At 32.8% G+C, this 21,488-nt stretch carries 19 protein-coding genes and 2 pseudogenes; 14 read left to right on the top strand and 7 right to left on the bottom strand.

What is annotated here, in order from left to right:
* From DFR85_RS31570 to DFR85_RS31550, 5 genes are all read left to right on the top strand, one after another.
* Entirely contained in the window at positions 1-1,008 is a 1,008-nt protein-coding gene (locus tag DFR85_RS31570) for a CBS domain-containing protein (RefSeq protein WP_110271693.1), read from the top strand.
* A 293-nt stretch (positions 1,009-1,301) separates the two neighbouring features.
* Positions 1,302-1,607, top strand: coding sequence for a hypothetical protein (locus DFR85_RS31565; RefSeq protein ID WP_110271692.1), 306 nt, complete (start codon positions 1,302-1,304; stop codon positions 1,605-1,607).
* Entirely contained in the window at positions 1,604-2,065 is a 462-nt protein-coding gene (locus tag DFR85_RS31560) for a DUF2173 family protein (RefSeq protein ID WP_110271691.1), read from the top strand. Before DFR85_RS31565 ends, DFR85_RS31560 begins: the two co-directional genes overlap by 4 nt.
* A gap of 70 nt (positions 2,066-2,135) precedes the next feature.
* A complete protein-coding gene (locus DFR85_RS31555) occupies positions 2,136-4,454 on the top strand; it encodes a xanthine dehydrogenase family protein molybdopterin-binding subunit (RefSeq protein ID WP_110271690.1) in 2,319 nt (772 codons plus the stop codon).
* Positions 4,454-5,869 (top strand): FAD binding domain-containing protein, encoded by a 1,416-nt coding sequence (locus DFR85_RS31550; RefSeq protein WP_110271689.1) that lies wholly within the window; start codon positions 4,454-4,456, stop codon positions 5,867-5,869. Before DFR85_RS31555 ends, DFR85_RS31550 begins: the two co-directional genes overlap by 1 nt.
* Here DFR85_RS31550 and DFR85_RS31545 read toward each other — a convergent pair.
* Positions 5,825-6,985 (bottom strand): acyl-CoA dehydrogenase family protein, encoded by a 1,161-nt coding sequence (locus DFR85_RS31545; RefSeq protein WP_110271688.1) that lies wholly within the window; start codon positions 6,983-6,985, stop codon positions 5,825-5,827. The two genes, DFR85_RS31550 and DFR85_RS31545, sit on opposite strands and share 45 nt — an antisense overlap.
* Positions 6,986-7,079: 94 nt before the next feature.
* Positions 7,080-7,316 (bottom strand): helix-turn-helix domain-containing protein, encoded by a 237-nt coding sequence (locus DFR85_RS31540; RefSeq protein ID WP_110271687.1) that lies wholly within the window; start codon positions 7,314-7,316, stop codon positions 7,080-7,082.
* A 215-nt stretch (positions 7,317-7,531) separates the two neighbouring features.
* Between DFR85_RS31540 and DFR85_RS31535 the strand changes: the two genes are divergently transcribed.
* The 4 genes from DFR85_RS31535 to DFR85_RS31520 all read left to right on the top strand — a co-directional run bounded on the left by DFR85_RS31535 (position 7,532) and on the right by DFR85_RS31520 (position 10,771).
* Positions 7,532-8,176 carry a peroxiredoxin gene (locus DFR85_RS31535; protein WP_110271686.1) on the top strand — a complete coding sequence of 215 codons (645 nt, stop codon included), beginning with the start codon at positions 7,532-7,534 and terminating at the stop codon, positions 8,174-8,176.
* A 143-nt stretch (positions 8,177-8,319) separates the two neighbouring features.
* Positions 8,320-8,592 (top strand): hypothetical protein, encoded by a 273-nt coding sequence (locus DFR85_RS31530; RefSeq protein ID WP_110271685.1) that lies wholly within the window; start codon positions 8,320-8,322, stop codon positions 8,590-8,592.
* Between the two features lie 66 nt (positions 8,593-8,658).
* On the top strand, positions 8,659-9,654 hold the full coding sequence (locus tag DFR85_RS31525; protein WP_110271684.1) for an alcohol dehydrogenase catalytic domain-containing protein: 996 nt from the start codon (positions 8,659-8,661) through the stop codon (positions 9,652-9,654).
* A gap of 76 nt (positions 9,655-9,730) precedes the next feature.
* Positions 9,731-10,771, top strand: coding sequence for a hypothetical protein (locus DFR85_RS31520; RefSeq protein ID WP_110271683.1), 1,041 nt, complete (start codon positions 9,731-9,733; stop codon positions 10,769-10,771).
* On the opposite strand, the gene merA is transcribed toward DFR85_RS31520, so the two are convergent.
* Together merA and DFR85_RS31510 are read right to left on the bottom strand one after the other, a co-directional pair.
* On the bottom strand, positions 10,768-12,105 hold the full coding sequence (gene merA / locus DFR85_RS31515; RefSeq protein ID WP_110271682.1) for a mercury(II) reductase: 1,338 nt from the start codon (positions 12,103-12,105) through the stop codon (positions 10,768-10,770). The genes DFR85_RS31520 and merA overlap by 4 nt on opposite strands.
* On the bottom strand, positions 12,105-12,260 hold the full coding sequence (locus tag DFR85_RS31510) for a heavy metal translocating P-type ATPase metal-binding domain-containing protein (protein WP_246252949.1): 156 nt from the start codon (positions 12,258-12,260) through the stop codon (positions 12,105-12,107). Before DFR85_RS31510 ends, merA begins: the two co-directional genes overlap by 1 nt.
* Positions 12,261-12,374: 114 nt before the next feature.
* Here DFR85_RS31510 and DFR85_RS31505 point away from each other — a divergent pair, with 114 nt between their 5' ends.
* On the top strand, positions 12,375-12,710 hold the full coding sequence (locus DFR85_RS31505) for an ArsR/SmtB family transcription factor (protein ID WP_110271966.1): 336 nt from the start codon (positions 12,375-12,377) through the stop codon (positions 12,708-12,710).
* An 87-nt stretch (positions 12,711-12,797) separates the two neighbouring features.
* Positions 12,798-13,259, top strand: coding sequence for a GNAT family N-acetyltransferase (locus DFR85_RS31500; protein ID WP_110271681.1), 462 nt, complete (start codon positions 12,798-12,800; stop codon positions 13,257-13,259).
* A gap of 16 nt (positions 13,260-13,275) precedes the next feature.
* Here DFR85_RS31500 and DFR85_RS31495 read toward each other — a convergent pair whose 3' ends face one another.
* Positions 13,276-14,202, bottom strand: a complete 927-nt coding sequence (locus tag DFR85_RS31495) for an alpha/beta hydrolase (protein ID WP_281351099.1) — start codon at positions 14,200-14,202, stop codon at positions 13,276-13,278.
* Positions 14,203-14,483: 281 nt separating this feature from the next.
* Between DFR85_RS31495 and DFR85_RS31490 the strand changes: the two genes are divergently transcribed.
* Entirely contained in the window at positions 14,484-15,821 is a 1,338-nt protein-coding gene (locus DFR85_RS31490) for an MFS transporter (protein WP_110271679.1), read from the top strand.
* A gap of 3 nt (positions 15,822-15,824) precedes the next feature.
* Here DFR85_RS31490 and DFR85_RS31485 read toward each other — a convergent pair whose 3' ends face one another.
* Complete coding sequence (locus DFR85_RS31485; protein WP_110271678.1) at positions 15,825-16,376, bottom strand: hypothetical protein; 552 nt, start codon at positions 16,374-16,376, stop codon at positions 15,825-15,827.
* A 606-nt stretch (positions 16,377-16,982) separates the two neighbouring features.
* Between DFR85_RS31485 and DFR85_RS32370 the strand changes: the two are divergent.
* Positions 16,983-18,116: pseudogene (locus DFR85_RS32370) on the top strand (IS110 family RNA-guided transposase).
* Positions 18,117-18,233: 117 nt separating this feature from the next.
* A pseudogene (locus DFR85_RS31475) lies at positions 18,234-19,287 on the top strand (IS110 family RNA-guided transposase).
* A 191-nt stretch (positions 19,288-19,478) separates the two neighbouring features.
* Here the strand turns inward: DFR85_RS31475 and DFR85_RS31470 are convergent.
* Positions 19,479-21,344 (bottom strand): AMP-binding protein, encoded by a 1,866-nt coding sequence (locus DFR85_RS31470; protein ID WP_110271677.1) that lies wholly within the window; start codon positions 21,342-21,344, stop codon positions 19,479-19,481.
* Positions 21,345-21,488: the final 144 nt, after the last annotated feature.

The following is a 21,488-nucleotide window of genomic DNA, read 5'->3' as shown; positions in this document are numbered from 1 at the left end:
ATGATAATCAAATGTAACGATAATTATGTGCCAAACGTTATAATAGACGTAGATAGATGCGTAGGCTGCTATATGTGTCAAAGAGCATGTGCATTAGCTAAATGTATACAAATTAATAATTTTACTAATATCGCTGAAGTGATAGATCCAAATGATTGCACGGGATGTATGGCATGTGAAAGATCTTGTCCTTACAACTGTATTTCTGTGATAAATTATATGGATCCGTTATTAAGGGCTAAGATAGTAATCTCTAGAGTTAAGCGATTTATGCGATCTCCAGTAATAACTGTAGAAGAAGATCATACTATAAGGGAAGGAGCAAAAATAATGGTATCTCATAATATAGCTTCCTTAATAGTAAATAATTCTATAGTGACAGAATCAGATATCCTTAGTTCAGACGACCTAAATAAGGAACTAAAGTATATAGCTAAAGAAGCTATTTGTATAGACGGTCTATGTGAAATTTATAAAGCATTAGAAACGATGACTTATTATCAAATTTCGCATTTACCTGTTGTTTCGAATGACAGAATTGTAGGTATGATTTCTTTTAGAGATATATTAAGAGCTAATGCCAGGAGTAGTATAATTAAAGATGACAGATATACATATATTCAAGCAAATAATAAAATTAAATTATTGAATATAGCTGAAAGTGTGGATGTCCTAGATTATACACTAACATTAAGGGAGGCTATTGATATTATGATGAAAAATCGAATGAGAGCCTTGATTCTTAAAAAATCTAATAAATTAGGTATATTCACTTATAGAGACGCTATAAAAATGATAGCGCAAGATAAGAACTTTGATGATTTCATAGAGGGGAGATTTGACGTAAAAATATTTAGAGCAGACGACGAATTAAATAGCCTTATACCCTGGATAATAGAGAAGAACAATAGACATGCTATAGTGGTAAGCAATGATAATGTATTGCTTCTTAGTGTGAAAGATATTGTAGGTAGATCCATTTGGATACAACGATTAAATATAAAATAATATATGATCAATAAGATAACAATTTAAGCAATTATGTTAACTTGTTTTCAATATTTATCGCGTTTTTCCATCTTACTATTTAGAGTAACATGATCAAATACTATTTTATTTTTATATCTTATTTAGATTTTATATTTTAAAATAGCTAATAATACTATAAAGCTACAATGCAATGATCTTCTAACTTAAAAATTTTTTTATACTAAAAATAAAAAATTATTTTTTATATAACTCTAAACTTTCTAAGAAAACATTTATAAACTAATTCATACAAATATATATATTGATGAATAATGTCATATGAAGATATACCAGGATTAATAGGTGTTTACAAAATTTCCGGAAGTACGATTACAAAGGTGTATGGGCAAGATCTAAAACTAAATTCTGAAAAATTATTGAATATCTTAATGGAAAACATGAGAATAGGAGAAGAAGAATCACGAAAAATAGGTCTTGGATCTTTTATGGGATTCGCAATGATATTAGATAATCTTGGAATAGCATATTTAAATAATACAATAATTCTAGTTGACGCAGTTAAGACTAATTGGTCAAAAGTTGTTAAGGAATTAGAAAAGGGGGTGATCAGCGTATGAAGATAAAAGGCTATCTAGGTCACGTAAAAGTGGATAACCAAGGAAACGTTAAAGAATCAGATATAGAAAATGCAAAGGATGTTGCAGAAATTCTTAGAAATAATATACAAAAGGGAAACGAAGAAGCAAAGGAGCTAGGATTTTCAAAGATTAATGGATTTGCAATGTTTGGATCACAAAAGAGTCTAGCCTTTATGAAGAACGAAGCTGTATTGGTAGATACCAAAAAAGCTGATTGGGAAGAGTTGTTTGTTAAGTATACATTCATTAAATCTTGGTTAGTTGGAGGCATTGTTCTGACAGTCCTTTCCATTATTATGTATTATTTGGCAATATTTACTAATTACCTAGACTATTTTGCCCCAGAACCACGTCTTTATGCTCCAACAATCATATTGCTTATAGGAATCTTTATGTTGGCACTATCAAAGAGCAAATATAGCTATCGGTTAGAATAATTTTAATATAATTTTTTTGTAATAAATGTTTATGTTTCTTTTTAAGGCTGTTTAACTATTTTATATATAAATGTCTACCCATTACATTGAAGGATTGAGGGCAGTAAATGGATCTGGGGAATATATTTCCGATATTCCTAATCCTCCTGGGACAATGTACATGGCAATTTATAGAAGTTATTTGCCTCATGGTATTATTAAAAAAGTTGACGTAAGCGAAGTCTTTAATCATGGGGGAATAGCTTTCACTAATACTGATCTTTTAAGAATAATAAAGAATCCTTTCCCATTAGCCCTAAATTCTCCTATAAATTATTATCCTGTAGCGAATAAGAAAGTTAGATTTGTAGGAGAACCTCTAGCTATAGTTCTTTCAAGAGATTATTATAAGGCCATTGATTTACTTGAATATGTTAATGCAGATTTGGAGCCAATTATCCCTGTGATCAATATACAAGACGCTTTAGAAAAGAAGGCATTAATTCATGAGGAGCTAGGGAGTAATATTGCAATGTCAAGAAAAATGACTTTTGGAGATGTGGAAGAGACATTTTCAAATAATATTATAATAAGAAATGATTTCAAAATAGCACGCCATTCTTCAGCACCATTGGAAACTTATGGAATTCTAGCTTACAAATCTGATTTACTTAATATTATTGCAAATTTTCAAGGCCCAATGTTACAAGTCCATTTTATTAGCAGAGCATTAGGGATTCCAGAGAATCAAATTAGGCTTCTTACTCCTAGAGATATAGGAGGTAGCTTTGGTATAAAATATTCATTATATCCATATATGACGATAGCAGCTGCTGCATCAATACTTTCTGGACATCCAATAAGATGGATCGAGAGTAGAACTGAGAATTTTATCTCTAGTTCCGCAAGTGGAGATAGAGAAGGTTATGTAGAATTAGCTAGCGATAGAACTGGTAAAATTAAAGGTATAAAATACAAATTTTATGAGGACGTAGGTGCTTATCCTAGACCTCCAGAGCCTGGAGCATTATTTAGAGTTCAAGGTAATCTGAATGGCGCATATGACATAAGAAATATTCAAGCAGAATATGTTGTCGTTTTAACAAATAAATCACCTACTGGACTAAATAGAGGATATGGAGCTCCGCAGTTCTATTTCGCATTGGAAACTGCAGTAGATAAGTTAGCTGACGAGTTAAAGATGGATCCTTTAGAAATAAGGAAAAGAAATTTGATTAAAGTATTTGATAAAAAAATTGGTAATGATTATTTTTACGAAACTTCAACTGGCGGTCTTTATCCAAAGCAGGATTATGAGAGAGTCATTAACACTCTTGAAGAAGAATATAGAAAATTTAAAAAAGAGCCCTATGTTGGTATAGGTATATCTGTATTTGTTGAACCTAGTGGCACAAATTTAGGTTATGTCGATCTTTCTGTAGAAGGATCAAAGCGAAGGCATACTCATTCAGCTTCAGGCGATTACGTAATAATGAGTGTTAACTATGACGGTACAATTAGCGTATTTGTAAACGGTACAAATGAGGGCCTAGGACATGAGACAGTTATAGCTGAGACGGTAGCCAGAGAATTTTGTATAGACCCTGAGAAAATAAAGGTTGAAGTTAGAATAGACACTTCTATTCCATGGACACTGTCTAGTGGAAGTTATTCAAGTAGATTTGCTCCAATAGTTATGAGTGCAGTAATTAAAGCATCTGAAGAACTAAAGAATAGACTTAAGGATATTGCTAAAAAATACCTTGAAGCCAAAGATGTAAGTTTTTCTGAAGGCAAATTTTCTGATATTCAAAATCCTAGTAAAGTAGTAGACCTTAAAACATTAGCTTCCGCATTTCATTGGGATCCTTATTCTGCTCAAGGAAATCTATCAGTTGTAATGTATTATAGCTCTCCGTTTTTGAGACCTCCAGATAACGACAGGATAAACTCCTCTTTAGCTTATGGTATTCAAGCTCAGATGGCAATTGTAAAGATAGATCCTTTAACTTATGACGTCAAAATTGAGAAATTCATAATAATTCATGATGTAGGTAAGATTTTAAAAAAAGAACTTCTTGAAGGCCAAGTTTTAGGCAGTCTCTTTCACGGAATTGATATGGCTTTGTACGAAAAAATTGCTTATGATGATAACGGAAATCCAATTGTGACTACTTTTGATTCATATGAGACTCCTACTTTTTCAGAAGCCCTTGGAATTGATGTTGAAATTAAACATTTTGAAACAATAACCGATTATTTACCGTCAAAAGCTTTTGGGGCCGGAGAAGGTCCTATAATGGGAGTTCCATCTACAATACTTAATGCTATTTCCAATGCTATAGGCAAGAGAATAACTCAAATTCCCATATCCCCTGAAAAAATCATGAAAATTATAAAAGGTGATTAATGGTGTTCGCTCTCGGAATACCGAAAAGTTTCAAATATGAAAGACCTTTGTCAATAACTGACGCTATAGATTTACTTCAAGAGAACACAAGGGCTAAACCTATAGCTGGAGGACAAAGTCTTATTCCTATGCTTAAGCTTAGAGTCGTAGATATAGATGAGGTAATAGATTTAAACGAATTACAGGAATTAAGATACATCAAACTTGGAGATTCTATAAGGATAGGAGCATTATTAACTCACAATGAGATAGCGTTAAACAAGACTCTTCAAGAAAAGTTTCCATCGTTGACTAAGGCAGCATGGACTATAGGTGATCTACAGGTAAGAAATAGGGGAACTATAGGAGGATCAATTTCTTATGCAGATCCCTCAGGAAATTATTTCCCTGTGTTATTAACACTTGATGCAGAAGTTTCTATTGTTGGAAAATGCAGGAAACAAATAAAGCTAGAGGATTTTGTTAAGGGACCATATTCTACTGAGCTAAATGAAGGAGAGATATTGGAGTCAATAATAATACCAAATGACGAAAGAGTAACTAACTTTGGAGTTATAAAAAGAGGTGGTTCTGCATATCCAGAAGCTCTAGTCGCAGTATCCTTTAAGATCGATAATGAAGAAAAAATAGTTTCTTCTAGGATAGCTATTGGAGGAGTATTCTCAAAACCAGTGCTATTTAAAGATGAATTAATAGGAAATAAAATTTCGGATATTAGAAAAATTGATTTGGATAATTTTACAAAAAAACTTATTGATAGTGTTAGCCTAGATGTTTTAAATGATATTCATGCCTCTAAGGATTATAGAATTAGGTTAGTGAGAAATTTGTTAATGGAAACGTTAAGAGGTAATAATGAAATCAGAGTTCCTCAAAGGGATATAGCCATAACCTGGAAAACTGGAGAAAGTATTAAAGCGCAGGACATATATAGCATAAAATTAAAAGTCAATAACGAAGAGATAACTGGAAATGTAGAAGGTAGAACCCTACTTTTAGATTTTTTGAGAAATAATGGATTTACTGAAGTTAAAAGAGGTTGTGACGAAGGAAAATGTGGTGCATGTACTGTTATAGTAAATGGTAAAGCTATAAAATCATGTAATATTCTAGCAATTCAAGTGTTAAATAAAGATATAAGAACCATAAAAGGTCTGAATGATCCGGGTTATATTCAGAAATCCTTCTTAGAAAATTATGCAATGCAGTGCGGATATTGCACTCATGGATTTATGATGACTGTTTATGATTATCTAAATAACATAGATCAAAGTGCTGATAACGAAATAATGAAGAATTCTATAAAGAATATTTGTAGATGTACTGGATACATTAATATAATAAAAGCAATAAAAGACGCATCAAAAGAACTATCCAAAAATTCCCTTAGAGATAATAATTCTCATAATGTTTAATGCTCCTTCTGCCCCTACAATATAAGATACTATTCCTCTAAAAGCAATTTCTATTAATGCATCTTTTGAATATCCGTAAGCTCCCATCCACATCATTACTGATTTTACCACATCAAAAGCCACTTGAGGTCCAACCATTTTTGTCATAGCAACCAAGGAAGGTATTTCTGATTTATATTTTTCCTCGTGATCTAAAGCCCATGCTGCTTTGTATGTTAGCAATCGTGCCATTTCAATTCTTGTCTTCAAATCTGCTGCTTCAAAAGCTATGGATTGGAAATCTTTCAATTTCTTTCCAAATGCTTCTCTATTTTTTAGATACTCTATTCCAATATCAAAAATAGCTTCTGATGCGCCTATACAAGCAGCAGAAACTAGAACCCTAGCATGGTTAAAACCATCCATTGCTTGATAGAATCCTTTATTTTCTTCACCTACTATATTTTTTGCTGGAATTTTTACATTATTGTATCTTATAATGGCAGATGATATGCCCATTCTACCCATATTATTTATCTTAGCGATTTCAATTCCTTCTTCATTTATTGGAACGTAAATCATTGAAATTCCTTTATTTCCATTAGGAGACGTTCTAACTAACGTTAAATGACCTCCTCCCCAATCTTTAGCTTCTAGTACTCCACTAATATAGGATTTTTCTCCATTTATTACATATTTATCATTTTCTCTTATTGCTCTTGTCTTTATATTTCCAATATCGCTTCCTCCAGAAGGTTCTGTCGATGCAATTCCTAAGAACCAATCTCCTGATGTAACTCTAGGTAACACTTCTTCTCTAATACTTTTAGATCCATATTTATCTAAAACATAGCCCCACCCACTTTCTAATAAGAACATAACTACTGTTGCCATACTAAAGTCAGCTCTTGCTATTTCTTCAGCAGCTATTGATGACATAATGAAGGAAGCTTCTTGTCCTCCAACATCTTTAGATACTGGCATTGCCCATATACCTAATTTTGACGCATCTTTTACAAAAGATCTGGGTATACCACTTTCGTCTATCTTAGGAACCATAGGCCTTAAGTTTTTAGTTAGATACTCTCTTATCTCTTCTCTAAATAGAGTTTCTTCCTCAGAAAATTCGAAATCCATAACACTAAATTCGGTAGAATAATTTAACCTTAGTGAACCTTTATATTATATTTAATATCTTTATATATAACAAAAATATTTTAATTATACTTAGCTATTCTATTTTTAAACATTCAGATATGATATATACTCTAGATCTTGTATCATCCAGGCATATTCCTGTTTTTATTAAACCTTCCTCCTTTAATTTTTTTATAGCCTCTCTAATTGTCCTATCTGGTAATCCAGTCTCACTTTTTATTTCTTGGAAAGTAGCTGACTGTTTTATTTCCAAGATTTTATAAACTAGTTTTGCGGAACAAGGAAGTCTAAGGAATTTATGATTATACATAATGATAAGTTATTGAATTTAGGTTTTAAGATTTACTTTTAAAATGTATTTTTCTATTATTACCCAATATGTATGTACATCTAAAAATTTTTCACTTGCATTTACCTAGGAAGTATACTATATATTATATACCGAAGGTTTTATATGAACTATGCAAAAATTGCACAAATAAATTTGTTTTTAATCACAACTTCAAGATATGTTATAGTGAGAAAATGAAGCTATATCAAAAATTCCCTGATACACAAGTATTAACTACTCTAGGTCCAATAGATTTTTATAAAGATGTTTTTGGAAAGGGAAAATGGTTATTTCTGTTTGCTCATCCAGCAGATTTTACTCCAGTATGCACTACCGAATTTGTAGCTTTTTCTAAGGCCTATGAAGAATTTAAGAAACTTAATGTAGAACTAATAGGAATGAGTGTTGATAGTATTTATTCTCATATTGCATGGTTAAGCGATATTGAGAATAGGTTTGGAATTAAAGTCCCATTCCCGTTAATTGCAGACCCGGATAAAAAACTGGCAAGGCTTCTAGACATTGTCGATGAAGCTTCTGGCGTTACAATTAGAGCAGTATTCCTTGTTAACCCTGAAGGTACTATAAGATTCATGGCATATTATCCAATAGAGTATGGCAGAAAGATAGATGAGTTACTGAGAATAACTAAAGCCGCTATAGTCAACTATAAGGCAAAAGTATCTTTACCGGTAGATTGGCAACCAGGAGACGACGTTATAGTTCCTACTGCTACAACACTTAACGAGGCAGAGTTAAGAATGAAACTACCTAATGCTAAATCTTGGTATTTAGTATATAAGAAGTACGAGGAACTACCGCCAGATCAAAGAGTTTAAACTTTTTTTATTTTTTAATATTTCTTTACTATATCTTGAGATAAGAACGTTTATATTAAAGATTCTTTGAAAAATAGTTATGGAAGTAAATCTAATGCTTATTTTAGAAAAATTTATTAGTATAGTTTATTACACAAATATATATGGGACTAAAGGAAACAGAAAAAGAGATAATAATAGAGATGCCAAATCTCTCTCCCCCAATAAGAATAATGAAGGATCAGATAGTAAAAATGGAAGAAGCTTCTCCTCCAGACGAAATATGCCGAGCTTTTATGAACTTCTCGCAAAAAGGAGTAATATTGGCAGGGACTACAATAGATGGTAAAACTTCCTACTACAATATTCATCCTGGTGAAAAATGCCTTAAAATAGTTCTGAAGGACGGTAGAACATTCTTTGTAGGTAAAAAATAGAGAGAAAGTAAGTAACTTTACTTATATTAAGTTAATTTTTTTAATATTCAATAGAAATATTATATAATGAAAGCCTTATTGTTTGAAAAAAGTGGAATAGATAATCTTAAAGTAGCAGATGTTCCAAAGCCTGAAGTAGGAGCTCACGATGTTAGAATAAAAGTAAAGATGGCAGGAGTGAATCCTATAGATTATTTTGTGGTTAATGCTCTTCCAGTAAAACCCATGCCTCATATAGCTGGAGCCGAAGTTTATGGAGAAGTCGACATGATCGGAGAGCATGTAAAAAACGTAAGGAGCGGAGATAGAGTAATAGTATATAATAGAATTTTTGACGGAACTTGTGATATGTGTTTATCATCAATGGAGATGCTATGCAGAAATGGGGGCATAATGAGTGTAATAACTAATGGAGGTTATGCGGAATATCTAACAGTACCTGATAAGAACGTTTTTAAAGTCCCAGATTACATGAGTGATGAATTAGCTACAAGTATTCCAGTTTCCGCACTTACTGCATATCACGCATTAAAGACTGCCGAGGTTAAAGCTACGGATACTGTAGTAATATTCGGCGCTTCTGGGAACACTGGCCAATTTGCGGTTCAATTTGCTAAAAAAATGGGTGCAATAGTTATTGCAGTAAGTAAAAAAGAATGGCTAAAAGATTTTGGTGCTAACTATATTATAGGTTATGATAACGTAAGAGAAGAGATTTCAAGGATAACAAAAGGTAGAATGGCGGACGTTGTTGTAAATTCCGTGGGATCTTCTGTATGGGATTCTAGTCTTCAATCTTTAGGGGTAACTGGGAGGATTGTATTTTTCGGAGGAATCACTGGATCTGACGTTAAATTAAATCTCTCTCAAATATATAGTAATCACGTGACGATTATTGGAACTACTGGAGGTAGAAGACTTGATTTAATTGAAATTCTAAATATATGTGAGGACTGTAAGGTTAAGATATGGAAAACTTATTCTCTAGATCAAGGTCAAGATGCGTTGAAGGCATTGTTTGATCCTTCAAGAAATGGTAGAATATTAATTAAAATTAGTTAATTTTCCTATTAAGTTCTTATTTCTATTTTCTAAAATATGGCAAAAGTTTTTAACTAGAATGTTATCATCTTCGTTTGTGATAAAGAGTAGAGCAATACTACTTGGTTTTGCTATAAACTCAGCTGCTCCTTTAATCCTAGCTATGACGCATGAGAACCCACTTACTTCGATACTTTCCTTATTACCTATGATTGCTTTAACAATGATGGTATATTATTATTTACAAATAGAGTGGACAAAAGGAGGATTTTATAGTTATTCAAAAAAGATTTCCACACTTCTAGGTAAGATGCAATTATATACATGGATTTTAAGTTATTTTCTTTATATTATATATACTATAGACTATATTGATTTTTATATTCTTAACTTACCTAATACTATAGCAGATACTTTAACTATAGTACTACCAATTGCAGCGTCAATTTTAGTGTTCAGCGGTTTAGTCTATTTTGCATTAATAGGAACAGCAGTTATACAAGTATTGCTTTCATTACCCATAATGTGGAGATTTTCAGTAAATCTAAAACCAGAACCTTTTAACTCTCTTTTTATAAACATTCTTTCATCTTCAATTCTTCTTGCATGTATAACTTTAATCGCTTATATTGATGGAGATAAGAAATATGCTAACGTAGTAATTTACGGTTTTAGCATATCTGCGGCCCTTCTAATAATAGGAGATTTCTTTATTCCTCCAAGGATAATTTTGGAATTATCGTCTATAGGAGATTTTTCTTTAATTTTAGCAGAATATACTGCATTACGTAATTTATTTGATTTTATTGGAATAACTAGATCCATATCTTCATATATTCTTCCTAGCTCTATAGTACTTCTATCAGTATTAAGCTTATTAAATTATAACATATTTTACTTGAGTACCATAGCCCCTTCTGATACTGCGTTATTTATCAGTTTGTTTATCCCATCAATACTATTTTCATTCTATAAAAAAGGAATAGGTTATTTATTATCTATCATTAATGGTGGGCTGATGATATACGGAATTTATAGTTCAATTACAACTTTTCATGGCATATATTTTTACGATAGTATAATACCTCCTATCATTGCTGTTATTATTCCATTGATAGAGAAAAAGATTAGAAGTTAATCCACACAGCAGCTCATTTTAGTTATATCTCTATTGAAAGATAGAGCGGTAAGCTTTAACGATTCACTCATTGTTGGAAATACATGAACAGTATCTATTATATCGTCCACTGTTGCCCTCATCTTTATGCTCAATGCTGCTTCATTTATAACTTCTGCTGCGTTATCACTTAATATATGAACGCCTAGAATCTTTTTATTGTTCTTGTCAATAATCATTTTTATCAAACCCTTACTGTCAATAATGTTTGCTTTCGCTACATCTTTCATTTTTACTATTCTACTATCAAAATTTTTTGCCTCAAAACTAGTTAATCCTACTTTAGCAGCATTTGGTTGAGTAAATATAGCTTGTGGTACACTTAACATATCTATTTTTTTGTGAGATCCAAGAATTGCATTTTCTGCGGCAACTGAACCTTCCTTACCAGCTAATGCCTCTAGCATTGGTCCACCTACTACATCGCCTGCTGCGTAAATATTTGGATTAGATGTCATAAGTTCTTCATTTACTAGTATTCCTCCATTATTACCAATTTTTACACCCGCTACTTCTAAATTTAGGTCTGTATTAGGTTTTCTTCCAGTCGCTATAAGTATCTCATCTGCTTCTATTTCTCCCTTATCTGTTATAATTACTTTGTTATTTCCCTTTTTAACTTCCTTTATTTTGACATCAGTAACTACAATGATACCTTCTTCTTCTAATATCTTTTTCATTTCTAATGCGATTTCTGGTTCCCAATCAGGAATTAGTGTTTTGCTTCTTTGTAATATAGCTACGTCAACTCCTAATCTTTTATACATTTGAGAAAATTCTAAAGCTTGGGCTCTACCTCCTATTATTACTAAAGAATCAATTTTCCTATCAGGATTTAGAGCTTCTACGTTAGTCCAGTAACCTAATTCCTTTAATCCCTTTATTTCTGGAATAAAAGGTGACGAACCAGTAGATATAATAAACTTTTTAGATTCGATTATCTTATCTCCTATTTTGATTGAATTAGGTGATAAAAAATGAGCTTTTCCTTCAATTAATTTTACGTCATATGAAGAAAGCACATCTTCATATTTAGCTTTTCTCATTTCCTCAACTAGTTTCTTCTCTTCTTTGAATGCCTCCAAAAAATCTTCATTACACTTACATCTTTTCTTTCCTAAATAATATTCTTCACCGATTCGTAAAACTTTTTTTGAAGGAACACAACCTACGTTTACGCATGTTCCTCCTAAGGGACCATATCCTATAAGTGTTGGAGTTATTCCTAGTTCATTAGCCCTTATTGTTGCAGCAAATCCTGCTGCTCCATATCCTATAATTGTCAATTCTTCCATTATTTTTCCCTCTCATATGCATCGGCACAATGAGAACAACAGAAATAGTGTTTAGTTCCGTTTATTTCCCTTATGTACATATCTTCCTCAGTTATCGGAGCTCCACAGTGTTCACATTTTAGTCCCTCGTCTTTAATACCTATACGCATTTTCATTTTTGTTCACATAAACATATATTGGATCCCTATATATAAATTCATATGAACAAATGTTCATATGATATTCTATAAGATATATTAACTCTTATAACAAAATATTATATGAAAAATATGGAATCTCTGTTAAACGAGCTAGAATTTCTGTTTCAAGCTCTGTCAGATAAGACACGACTGCAGATAGTATTCTTATTATTAAACGGAGAAAAAAGTGTGCAAGAAATATCTCAGGAACTAGGTAAATCACAATCGTCTATATCTCATCATTTAGCATGTCTCAAGAATTGTGGTATAGTAAAAACAAGGAGAGATGGAAAATTCTCATATTATTCCATTAATGGTAAAGAGATAAGAGATTTAATAATGTTGGCTACTAATCATGTAAGTAATTACAGTAAGTCTATACTCTCATGCAGTATTGTAAAAGAAGAGAAAAAATCTGTTCCATAAATATTTAACTATAATAACGAATCCTATCTAAACTATGTTAGTAAAAATTAATTATATTATAAAGTTATTTAGTTTTAGGTGTTCAATATGAATGTGCGAAGAGCAAAAGAAGAAGAAATAGATTATTTGGTAGATATGTTTTCAAGGATGTATAGACTAAATAGTGAATTTGATCCATTACTTCAAGTTCCGGACAATTTAGAAGAAAAGATCCAAAAAATATTGAAAGAAGATTTCAAAAAGGATAACGTTATACTAGCAGTGGCTGAAGAAAACGGAAAGGTAATAGGAAGTGCTAGAGTAGTAATAGCTAACAGAGATTTTTACATTCCTGAAAAGGTCGGTATAATTCAAGAAATTTATGTATATCCCGCATATAGAAGGAGAAATGTCGGAGAAAAATTATTAGATTACTTATATTCAGAATTGAAGAAAAATGATATTAGTGTAATTCTTGCATTATTTCCATCAAAGAACATCATCTCTACGTCGTTTTATACTAAAAAAGGTTTCAGAGAATTACATAATGAATTCATTAGACAAATTTGAATGATTAGCGTTCTCTTTATAGCTTATAACGAAGTACTCCAGCGATTTGTGCCATAGCGTCTTTTCCTGCATCTACGTATCTATAAAAGCTCAAGAATCCATGTATCATTCCTTTATATCTGGTGCATGTAGATATATTGCCATTTTTTCTTAATAAATAGGAATATAATTCTCCTTGATCTCTCAACGGATCGTATTCTGCGGTTATTACTATGGAAGGAGGTAGCTTATCTAAATTACCAAATATAGGCGATGCGTAGGGATTTAGAGCGTCCTTGGCTTCTTTAAAATACGACAATCCGAAGAATCTCATCAATTCATAAGTAAGAAAATATCCTTCTCCAAATTCATTTATAGAAGGGGAATTATCTACCATATTCGTTGCAGGATAAATTAAAGCTTGATATTTTATTATATTTTCTCCCTTATCTCTATCCATTAAGCTAATTGATGCAGAGATATTTCCTCCTGCGCTATCTCCTGCCACAGCAATTTTTGATGTATCTAGATCTAATTTATCCCCGTTATCAGCTACCCATCTTACAGCATCGTAGGAATCTATTACTGCAGTAGGAAACTTATATTCTGGAGCCAGTCTATAATCCACTGATATTACTGCGAAACCTGACATATTTGAAAGTAGTCGGCATATATTGTCGTGTGTTTCTATGTTTCCAAAAACAAATCCTCCGCCATGATAGTACATAATAATTGGATATTTTTTCTTGTATTCAGTAGGGAAATATATTCTAATTCTTATTTTGCCATTGCTTCCATTTATTTCCATATCTTGAGTTTTACCTATAGGCTCTTGAATAGGATCATTAAAAAGTTGATTAGAAGATTTTCTAAAATCCTCTATAGAGATCTTGGATAAATCTATTTTAGGTAAAGATATTTTGTTGAGCATTTCCTTAATTTGCGGATCTAAAGGCATAAATATAGTGCGAATGAAAAGAAAAAAATCTATCCTATTATGAATATTATTGAATCATTATTAATGTAATTTATAAATGAATTTTTCGAAGTTAATCAAATCTTTACAGTATCAAAGAGGAAATTTAAATGCTTTGTATAGCTAAATTAATGGAATGTTATAACTTATATATCATTTTATCTAAATTATTAGTTTATATCTTATTTTCTATATAAAATCAAAAATATATTCTAGCATCTAAAAATCCTATAACTAAGTTTATAAGCTATTAATAATTAGATAAAAATATGGATGATTCAATAAAAGACGTAGATTTCTCGAAATGGTCAAAAGCTCACTGGTCATTATTCTCATCTTTGCTAATAGGCTTTTTCATGTGGGGGGTTATAGCAAGTATTGCACCAATATTTTATCCATCGGTAAATGCTGTATGGTTCCTTATAATCCCTATCTTAGCTCAACTGGCTGGAGACTTAGGTATTTCTGCTCTTTCAGATATGAAACTAGGAAGAAGAGGAACTTTCTTTATAACTATGGGCCTTTATGGAACCGGTTCATTAATAATTTTTATTACTTCTAGTCTAGCTTCTGCCTCATTAATATCGTCCTCATCTATTACGTTCTTAGCCATAATAGTCTTAGGAATAATACTTGCCGATTTTGGAATAGAAGGAGAAGTTCCAACGTCTTTATCGTATGCTGCAGAAACTATGCCATTGAAATTGAGAGAATCAATGTTAGTTCTTCTACCTAACTTTGACAATGTAGGTGCTATGGTTGCTGCTTTAATTTCATATTTTACCTACTCGCTTTCAGATTCCTATCTAATTGAGCTAAGAACTCTAGGATTACTAGCTATAGTTCTTGTAGGTATAGCACTAGTAATGAGATATATGACACCAGAAAGTGTAAGATGGCTAGTTAAAGCAGGTAAAGAAAAAGATGCAGAAAAAGAAGCTAAGAAGTTTTTTGTACCAAAGAACGTTAGTGGAATATGGCATGTTCCTAAAAAGACATCATTTCTAACGCGATTTTTGTTTCTAGTTATAATAAGCGTATCCCAATATCTAACCTATGGGTTAATGGCTTACATAATAGCAGATTATTATTTTAAAGGAGCAACGGTTGACCTAATAATATTTGTAGCAAACTTAGGTGCGTCAGTTGCTGGATTTATAGCTGCAATGATAGCAGGAAGATTAGGATCAAGAAAGTTTGCATTAGCAGCATTCTCTGGTGGAACATTGACTATGATTCCTATTCTATTTTTAGTCACTTCAATTATTCCGTTTTCTATAGGAATTTTCTATGCTTTATTAACTGCAAATATGTTCTTTAGCGAATTCGGTTGGGCTGTAAGGACAATTTTCGAACCTACGTTAATGCCAATAAAAGCCAGAGCGTTTTATATAGGTTTAGTAAGAGTTGCTCCAATGCTTTCTTATGCTGCATCTATACAACTTACTAGCTCTTTTTCTGAAATACAATTTGTAATTTTTAATTTAATACTATGGTTACTTGGTGCAGGAGGATCATTTATGTGGTTTGTGAAAGGTTACGATACTAATATGGTACCTTTAGAAGAAACGTCTCAAGAGCCTCTTAAGGAGAATTTAAAACATTAAAAGTTATTCGAATTTTTTACTATAATCTTCGACTTTTTTTCTCACTAATTGAAATAATTCTATAACATTATTTTTTATCTTCTTTTCTTTAACTATGCAGTCTCCCTTTTTTATAAGATCCTTAGCCTTCAAAAAGCTACGAACGTCGTTATTAACAATAGCGTTCTTAAGATAGAAACTTACTACAAAACTGAGAGTTTTCAAATATTCATTATATAAATTATTTTCAAGAAAGTATAGCATTCTAGTTTCATAAGTTCTAATTAGCTCTTCTGGTATTTCCACATTATCGTTAGAATCTAGATTATAGACTACAATATTTTTATGAAATGGTGATATTAATTCGTTTTTTTCCATATACCATCTCATTGCTGATATTCCTCCCAAAAGAATAGGTATTGTAGTTACTGTAGTGACTTCTGAAGATATTGTAGACGATTTAGTAAAGTATAACGCAAGAAAATATACTAAAAATGATAGTACAATCAGAGGTATAATTATGAAGATCGATATTATGGTAGCGTATTTCAATATACTTATCTTCTTCTCTTCCATTTTTTCGCCTTGTAATAATTGAATCTAATTTTTATCTTGTCTGTTAAAAAATTATTCCATAACAAGATCTTAAAGCCAGTTCTTATTTTCGAAACCTATGTCCTTAGGAAAATACATAAATTTTAAACTCCTTATATCTTAGAGTAAATTGTTCTTGATTCCTTTACTAAAAACCTAATATTAAATTTAGAATATTTATATAAATATTATTTAATCTTATAAAAGATAATGAAAAAGTTGTCCTGAATATTATTGTGTGGTCTAGTCGAATTTCCCTAGGTCTCAAATTAGTCGGAGTTTTGTGAACTCCTACGGCGATTTTCACGAACAACACTCCTAAACAAGAAGACAAGCCTTACAAGAGTAAAACTTTTATAAAGAGAACAAGAAAATAACACAAGCCGAAAGTGAACATGGGGATAAAACCCCATGGGGTAGGCTGGCTATACGTCCCCCGCGATCTAACATGTGGGACAATATCCCGAGTAGGAGTGTGCAAAAATTTAAGGGGACGTTCTCATAGTTAGTTCGCACTATCTCCTAACAAAATTAACAATACAACGCGTATTATAGAAAAATTCAAGAATTAGAAAAAGAGTATTACACATGGAAAGGAAGATAAAGCCTAAAGTATTTGCAATAGATGTGGGGGAATCAAGACTTGTTGCAACCAAGATGGAAATAAACAACAACACAGTAAAAGAAGCTGATACGAGAGAATTCAAATACAACGAGGAAGGACTCAAAGAACTTATAAAATTCCTAGAAGGATACGAAGAAGGAATAATGGAAGCAACAGGAGTATACTTCTACCACGTATACAACGTACTGAGAGACAAGGGACTAAAAGTAAACGTGATAAACCCTGTCCAAACAGTTGAAGTCCTAGGCAAGAAGACAGACAAGAACGACTCCATAAGACTCGCAATAGCCTACGCTGCAGGCACAGTAAAAGGATCGTACCAACGGGAGAAATGCAAGAACTAAGAGAAATGTCAAGACACAGAGAAGGACTAGTAGAGAGAAAGACACAAGTAAAGAACGAGATAAGGAAAGTTCTAGAAACAGCAGGATACAAGCTACCTTCGAAAAGAAGACAAAGGAAATAGTGAGAAAACTAAATGAGGAGAAGCTAACTGACGAAGAGATCAAGGAGTACTCCAAATTATTGGGAAGAAAATTAACTAGAATAGAAGCGTTCATCCTAAAACAACTCCTGGACCTACTGAACATTATAGAAGAACAAATCAAGGAAGTGGAGAACGAGATAATGAAGTTCCTACCCGAGGAAGCAGTAGTGACTAAGATACCCGGAATAGGCCCAATCTCTGCAGCCACAATTTACGCTGAGCTTGGAGACGTGAGCAGGTTTGAGTCTTCGAAACAAGCTGCTTCTTATGCTGGAGTTTCTGGACTAAGCAGAGCGGGAAGACCGAATTTCACAACGGTCTCATCAAGGGGAATAAGCACTTATCCCGCGTTCTATTCCTTGTTGCAAGGTCCGCTAAGAACACGGTCCAATTTAATGGCTTCTATCAAGCCTTGTTGAAGAGGACAAGCAATTCCAAAAAGGCTACATTAGCCTTGGCCAACAAGATATGTAGGATAGTTTATCACGTACTCAAGGATGGGGAATACAAGGGTGAGACTAAGAAGACTAGGTATAGGGGAGGAGGTGGTGAAGGCCCTCAAGTTGACCCCAATCAAGTAGTTCCTTCGGCTCTTCAAGCTATCGCCTAGCCATGTTAGAGGCAAAGCATGTGGAGCCTATCCATCTCCACGGATGGAGTCTTCAGCCCCTTTGAACCCTATATAGATTAATTAGTTGGGGAGAGTAATACTCTCCAACTGGGAAACATGGTCGACCCTTTGACTGAAGCAAAGTCTTCGAACGGGGGCGTGACAAACCCCTACCATCGGACTGAACATTGTGATAATATGCACGGATATAGGTGTGATAAAGAGGTAGGGATCCTAGGAATAGACATATCAAAAGATCATCTAGTATCGAGTGAGGGGAGGGTCTACGAGAACAACAAGAAGGGTTATGAAGAAATACTAAAAGTGAAACTAAACACAATAGTGGTCGAACCGACAGGAGCATACTCAATAAAACCATGTCAATACTTCAAGGAAAAAGGGATCAAGATACTACAAGTAAGCCCAAATATACTATGGAAGGAGAAGGACTTGAGAGGAAAGAAAACAGATTTTTACGACGCACAAAAACTAATAAACATGGCAAACAAGGCAAAGGAGTACAACTACAACCCATTGAAAGAACTAGTAACACTATATATCTTCCTAAAAGACCTTGAAGTAAAGTACAAGAACAGGGTAAAAAGAGCACTATTCCTAGTCAGTGACGAGGAAAAAATAAGCAAGGAAATGCTTGAAGAATTCTCTAAAGGAAACTTCAAAATACAATTATACAACTTAGAGTACACAAAGATCGTACTTGAAGAAATCGAAGTATTATCTAAAGCACTACTGGAAACAAGCGAGAAAATAAAAGAAGTAGAGAAAATGATACAATCACAGTCTGAAAATCACGTTCTATTAACTATACCGGGAATAGGAAAACTTTCTGGATAATAATAGGCATTGTTGGAGACATTAAACGCTTTCCTAACCCTGAGTCCTTCGTAGCCTACTGTGGTTTAGACCCAATGAGAGGAGCGGTAAAGCTACTGTAAGTAAGGGAATATCGAAGAAGGGTAATAAGTACTTGCGCAGCTTGTTCTACTTCCTCGCTGAGATGAATTACTCTCGTAATCCTACATTACTAGAATTTTACGAGAACCATAAGGAAAAGTTGAAGGGAAAGAAGTTGTACACTGCTTTAGCCAGGAAATTGGCTAGAATAGTTTGGAGTGTTTGGTATAATAATAAGCCTTATGAGCCTAAGTGATCCTCCCCAAATCGCCACGTGGATTGAAAGGTACACGTGGCAATCTTAGTTGACATTATGCTTGAAGTTCAACCAAAATATTTATTACTGAACGCCCTAATCATGATAAATTCTAAATCTAGCGCTAGATTAAAATATGGTTTGATAGCCTCTCTGAGAAAAAATTTAAGAGATCATAAAAACCTAAATATTTACTTTTTAGAAAGAGAATTTCTTAGCTCGTATAGTATGTCAGGATTATCTAAAGTTGATATATCTCCTATTTCCTCGTTTTTAATTATTGATCTTATTAATCTTCTCATTATCTTACCGCTTTTTGTCTTAGGTAATCTAGAGACTAGAATAACATTATCTACAAAAATTCCAGAATTTCTTAGAAATGTTTTAATATCCTGTTCAAGTCTTTCGCTTCTTTCGAATCCAGCTCTAGGAACAGCTAAAACTAATATTTTTGTAGTTCCATCATTATCAGTATATCCTATAGCCGAGGCTTCAGCAACTGATGGATGATTAGCTACAATGCTTTCTATTTCCATAGTACCAACTCTTTCTCCTTCTTTTGTAATTATATCATCTGCTCTACCTACTACATATAAATACCCATCCTCATCGACATATCCGTAATCGCCAGTGTAGAAATATCCAGGGAATCTAGACCAGTACGTTTTTGTCATTTTCTCGTTATTAGTATCATTTACCATTTTTGCCATAGCCGGATTTACAGAATTGAGTACAATATATCCTTTTTTCCTTGGAGGTAAGGGATTTCCATCATCATCGACAATGTTAAAGCTAGATCCAGGGAATACTATACCAGCAGATCCTTCTTTGTATGGTATTTCGCCTAATCCAGCAGGCGTTGCGGCTATTGGCAATAAGTGTTCTGTCATCCAATATGCGTCGGCTATATATACATCTTTTAATTGCTCTCTAAGCCACTTTCTAGCTCCTGTGTTTAAAGGTTCTCCAGTGTTTAAAATAATTCTTAAGCTGGAGACATCTCCAGAATTTATAGATTCTTCTCCAAGGCTTTTCAAAGTATAAAGCGTAGTTGTAGAACTCCATACTAAATTAACTCCGAATCGTTCTACTATTCTAGAAAAGAGATCGGGTTGGTAGCCTATATAACCTTCGAATAGAACTCCAGTTAACCCCATTATAGGTATAGTATAGAGATTTGCCATAGGCCATACTGGCCATCCTAATTCAGAAATAGTCCACCATACGTCCCCTTTTTTAGGTCCTAGTAATGAATCAAATGCCCAATTCAATGCTATTATATATCCTCCATTTGAATGATATAGACCTTTAGGTCTCCCTGTAGTTCCAGAAGTATAATATATAGTGGCTGGCTCATTAGACTCTACTGCTTCAGGTTCTATATATACTCTACCTTTAGGCCTTACATCATTGTAAATCAAGTCTCTATTAGTTGTTTCAACTTCGCCTCTTTTTATCACTAAAACTTTTTCTATTGGTACATTGAATTTTTCTAATACATTGTCAAACATTTTTTTTATGTTAATCTCTTTTCCATTCCTCAAAGAGGAAGAGGCTAATATCATTATTCTTGATTTGCTGTCTTTTAATCTGTAGGCTAAGGTATCTTCACTAAGACCTAGATAGTGTATTACCAAAACTGCTCCTAATCTATGTACTGCCAACGAGAAGTACAATGCCTCTGGTATACTTGGCATGAGTAAGGAAACGGAATCACCTCTTTTTATACCGAGCTCTTTCAGCACGTAAGCTGCCCTATTTACTTCACAATAAAGATCTCTATAGGATATTGTTCTTGTTTCTCCTTTTTCATTTATCCAATAAAATGCTACATTTTCTGGGTTTGTTTTATAGTGTCTATCTACTGCGTTATAAGATATATTCAATAATCCATCAACAAACCATCTATCATTAGGTGGTTTTCCCTCAAGTATTGTTCTTGGCTTTTTGAACCAGTCTATATATTTTGTTTTATGCGCCCAGAACCTTTCTGGATTATTTCTTGCTTCTTCTGAAAGTCTTTTTATTTTATCTAAAGAAAATATTTCGGTATTCATAAATACACTTTTGATTTTTGAGCTTAAATATCTATTTGTGAATATTTCTCAAATTTCATAAGAAAATTTTTTATAATATTTATGAATGTTATAACAAAGTTTGAAGACTACGTTTTAAAATATAAAATACTGAAATTGAGTTTA

The organism is Acidianus brierleyi, assembly GCF_003201835.2.
Lineage (GTDB): Archaea > Thermoproteota > Thermoprotei_A > Sulfolobales > Sulfolobaceae > Aramenus > Aramenus brierleyi.
The sequence above is the reverse complement of the archived record's forward strand: the minus strand, read 5'-3'. Positions and strand labels throughout refer to the sequence as shown.

Bases quoted from the DNA above. Each gene is read 5' to 3' on its own strand.
- DFR85_RS31570 (WP_110271693.1), top strand. From the start codon at position 1: ATGATAATCAAATGTAACGATAATTATGTGCCAAACGTTATAATAGAC.
- DFR85_RS31565 (WP_110271692.1), top strand. From the start codon at position 1,302: ATGTCATATGAAGATATACCAGGATTAATAGGTGTTTACAAAATTTCC.
- DFR85_RS31560 (WP_110271691.1), top strand. From the start codon at position 1,604: ATGAAGATAAAAGGCTATCTAGGTCACGTAAAAGTGGATAACCAAGGA.
- DFR85_RS31555 (WP_110271690.1), top strand. From the start codon at position 2,136: ATGTCTACCCATTACATTGAAGGATTGAGGGCAGTAAATGGATCTGGG.
- DFR85_RS31550 (WP_110271689.1), top strand. From the start codon at position 4,454: ATGGTGTTCGCTCTCGGAATACCGAAAAGTTTCAAATATGAAAGACCT.
- DFR85_RS31545 (WP_110271688.1), bottom strand. From the start codon at position 6,985: ATGGATTTCGAATTTTCTGAGGAAGAAACTCTATTTAGAGAAGAGATA.
- DFR85_RS31540 (WP_110271687.1), bottom strand. From the start codon at position 7,316: ATGTATAATCATAAATTCCTTAGACTTCCTTGTTCCGCAAAACTAGTT.
- DFR85_RS31535 (WP_110271686.1), top strand. From the start codon at position 7,532: ATGAAGCTATATCAAAAATTCCCTGATACACAAGTATTAACTACTCTA.
- DFR85_RS31530 (WP_110271685.1), top strand. From the start codon at position 8,320: ATGGGACTAAAGGAAACAGAAAAAGAGATAATAATAGAGATGCCAAAT.
- DFR85_RS31525 (WP_110271684.1), top strand. From the start codon at position 8,659: ATGAAAGCCTTATTGTTTGAAAAAAGTGGAATAGATAATCTTAAAGTA.
- merA (WP_110271682.1), bottom strand. From the start codon at position 12,105: ATGGAAGAATTGACAATTATAGGATATGGAGCAGCAGGATTTGCTGCA.
- DFR85_RS31510 (WP_246252949.1), bottom strand. From the start codon at position 12,260: ATGAAAATGCGTATAGGTATTAAAGACGAGGGACTAAAATGTGAACAC.
- DFR85_RS31505 (WP_110271966.1), top strand. From the start codon at position 12,375: ATGGAATCTCTGTTAAACGAGCTAGAATTTCTGTTTCAAGCTCTGTCA.
- DFR85_RS31500 (WP_110271681.1), top strand. From the start codon at position 12,798: ATGAATGTGCGAAGAGCAAAAGAAGAAGAAATAGATTATTTGGTAGAT.
- DFR85_RS31490 (WP_110271679.1), top strand. From the start codon at position 14,484: ATGGATGATTCAATAAAAGACGTAGATTTCTCGAAATGGTCAAAAGCT.
- DFR85_RS31485 (WP_110271678.1), bottom strand. From the start codon at position 16,376: ATGGAAGAGAAGAAGATAAGTATATTGAAATACGCTACCATAATATCG.
- DFR85_RS31470 (WP_110271677.1), bottom strand. From the start codon at position 21,344: ATGAATACCGAAATATTTTCTTTAGATAAAATAAAAAGACTTTCAGAA.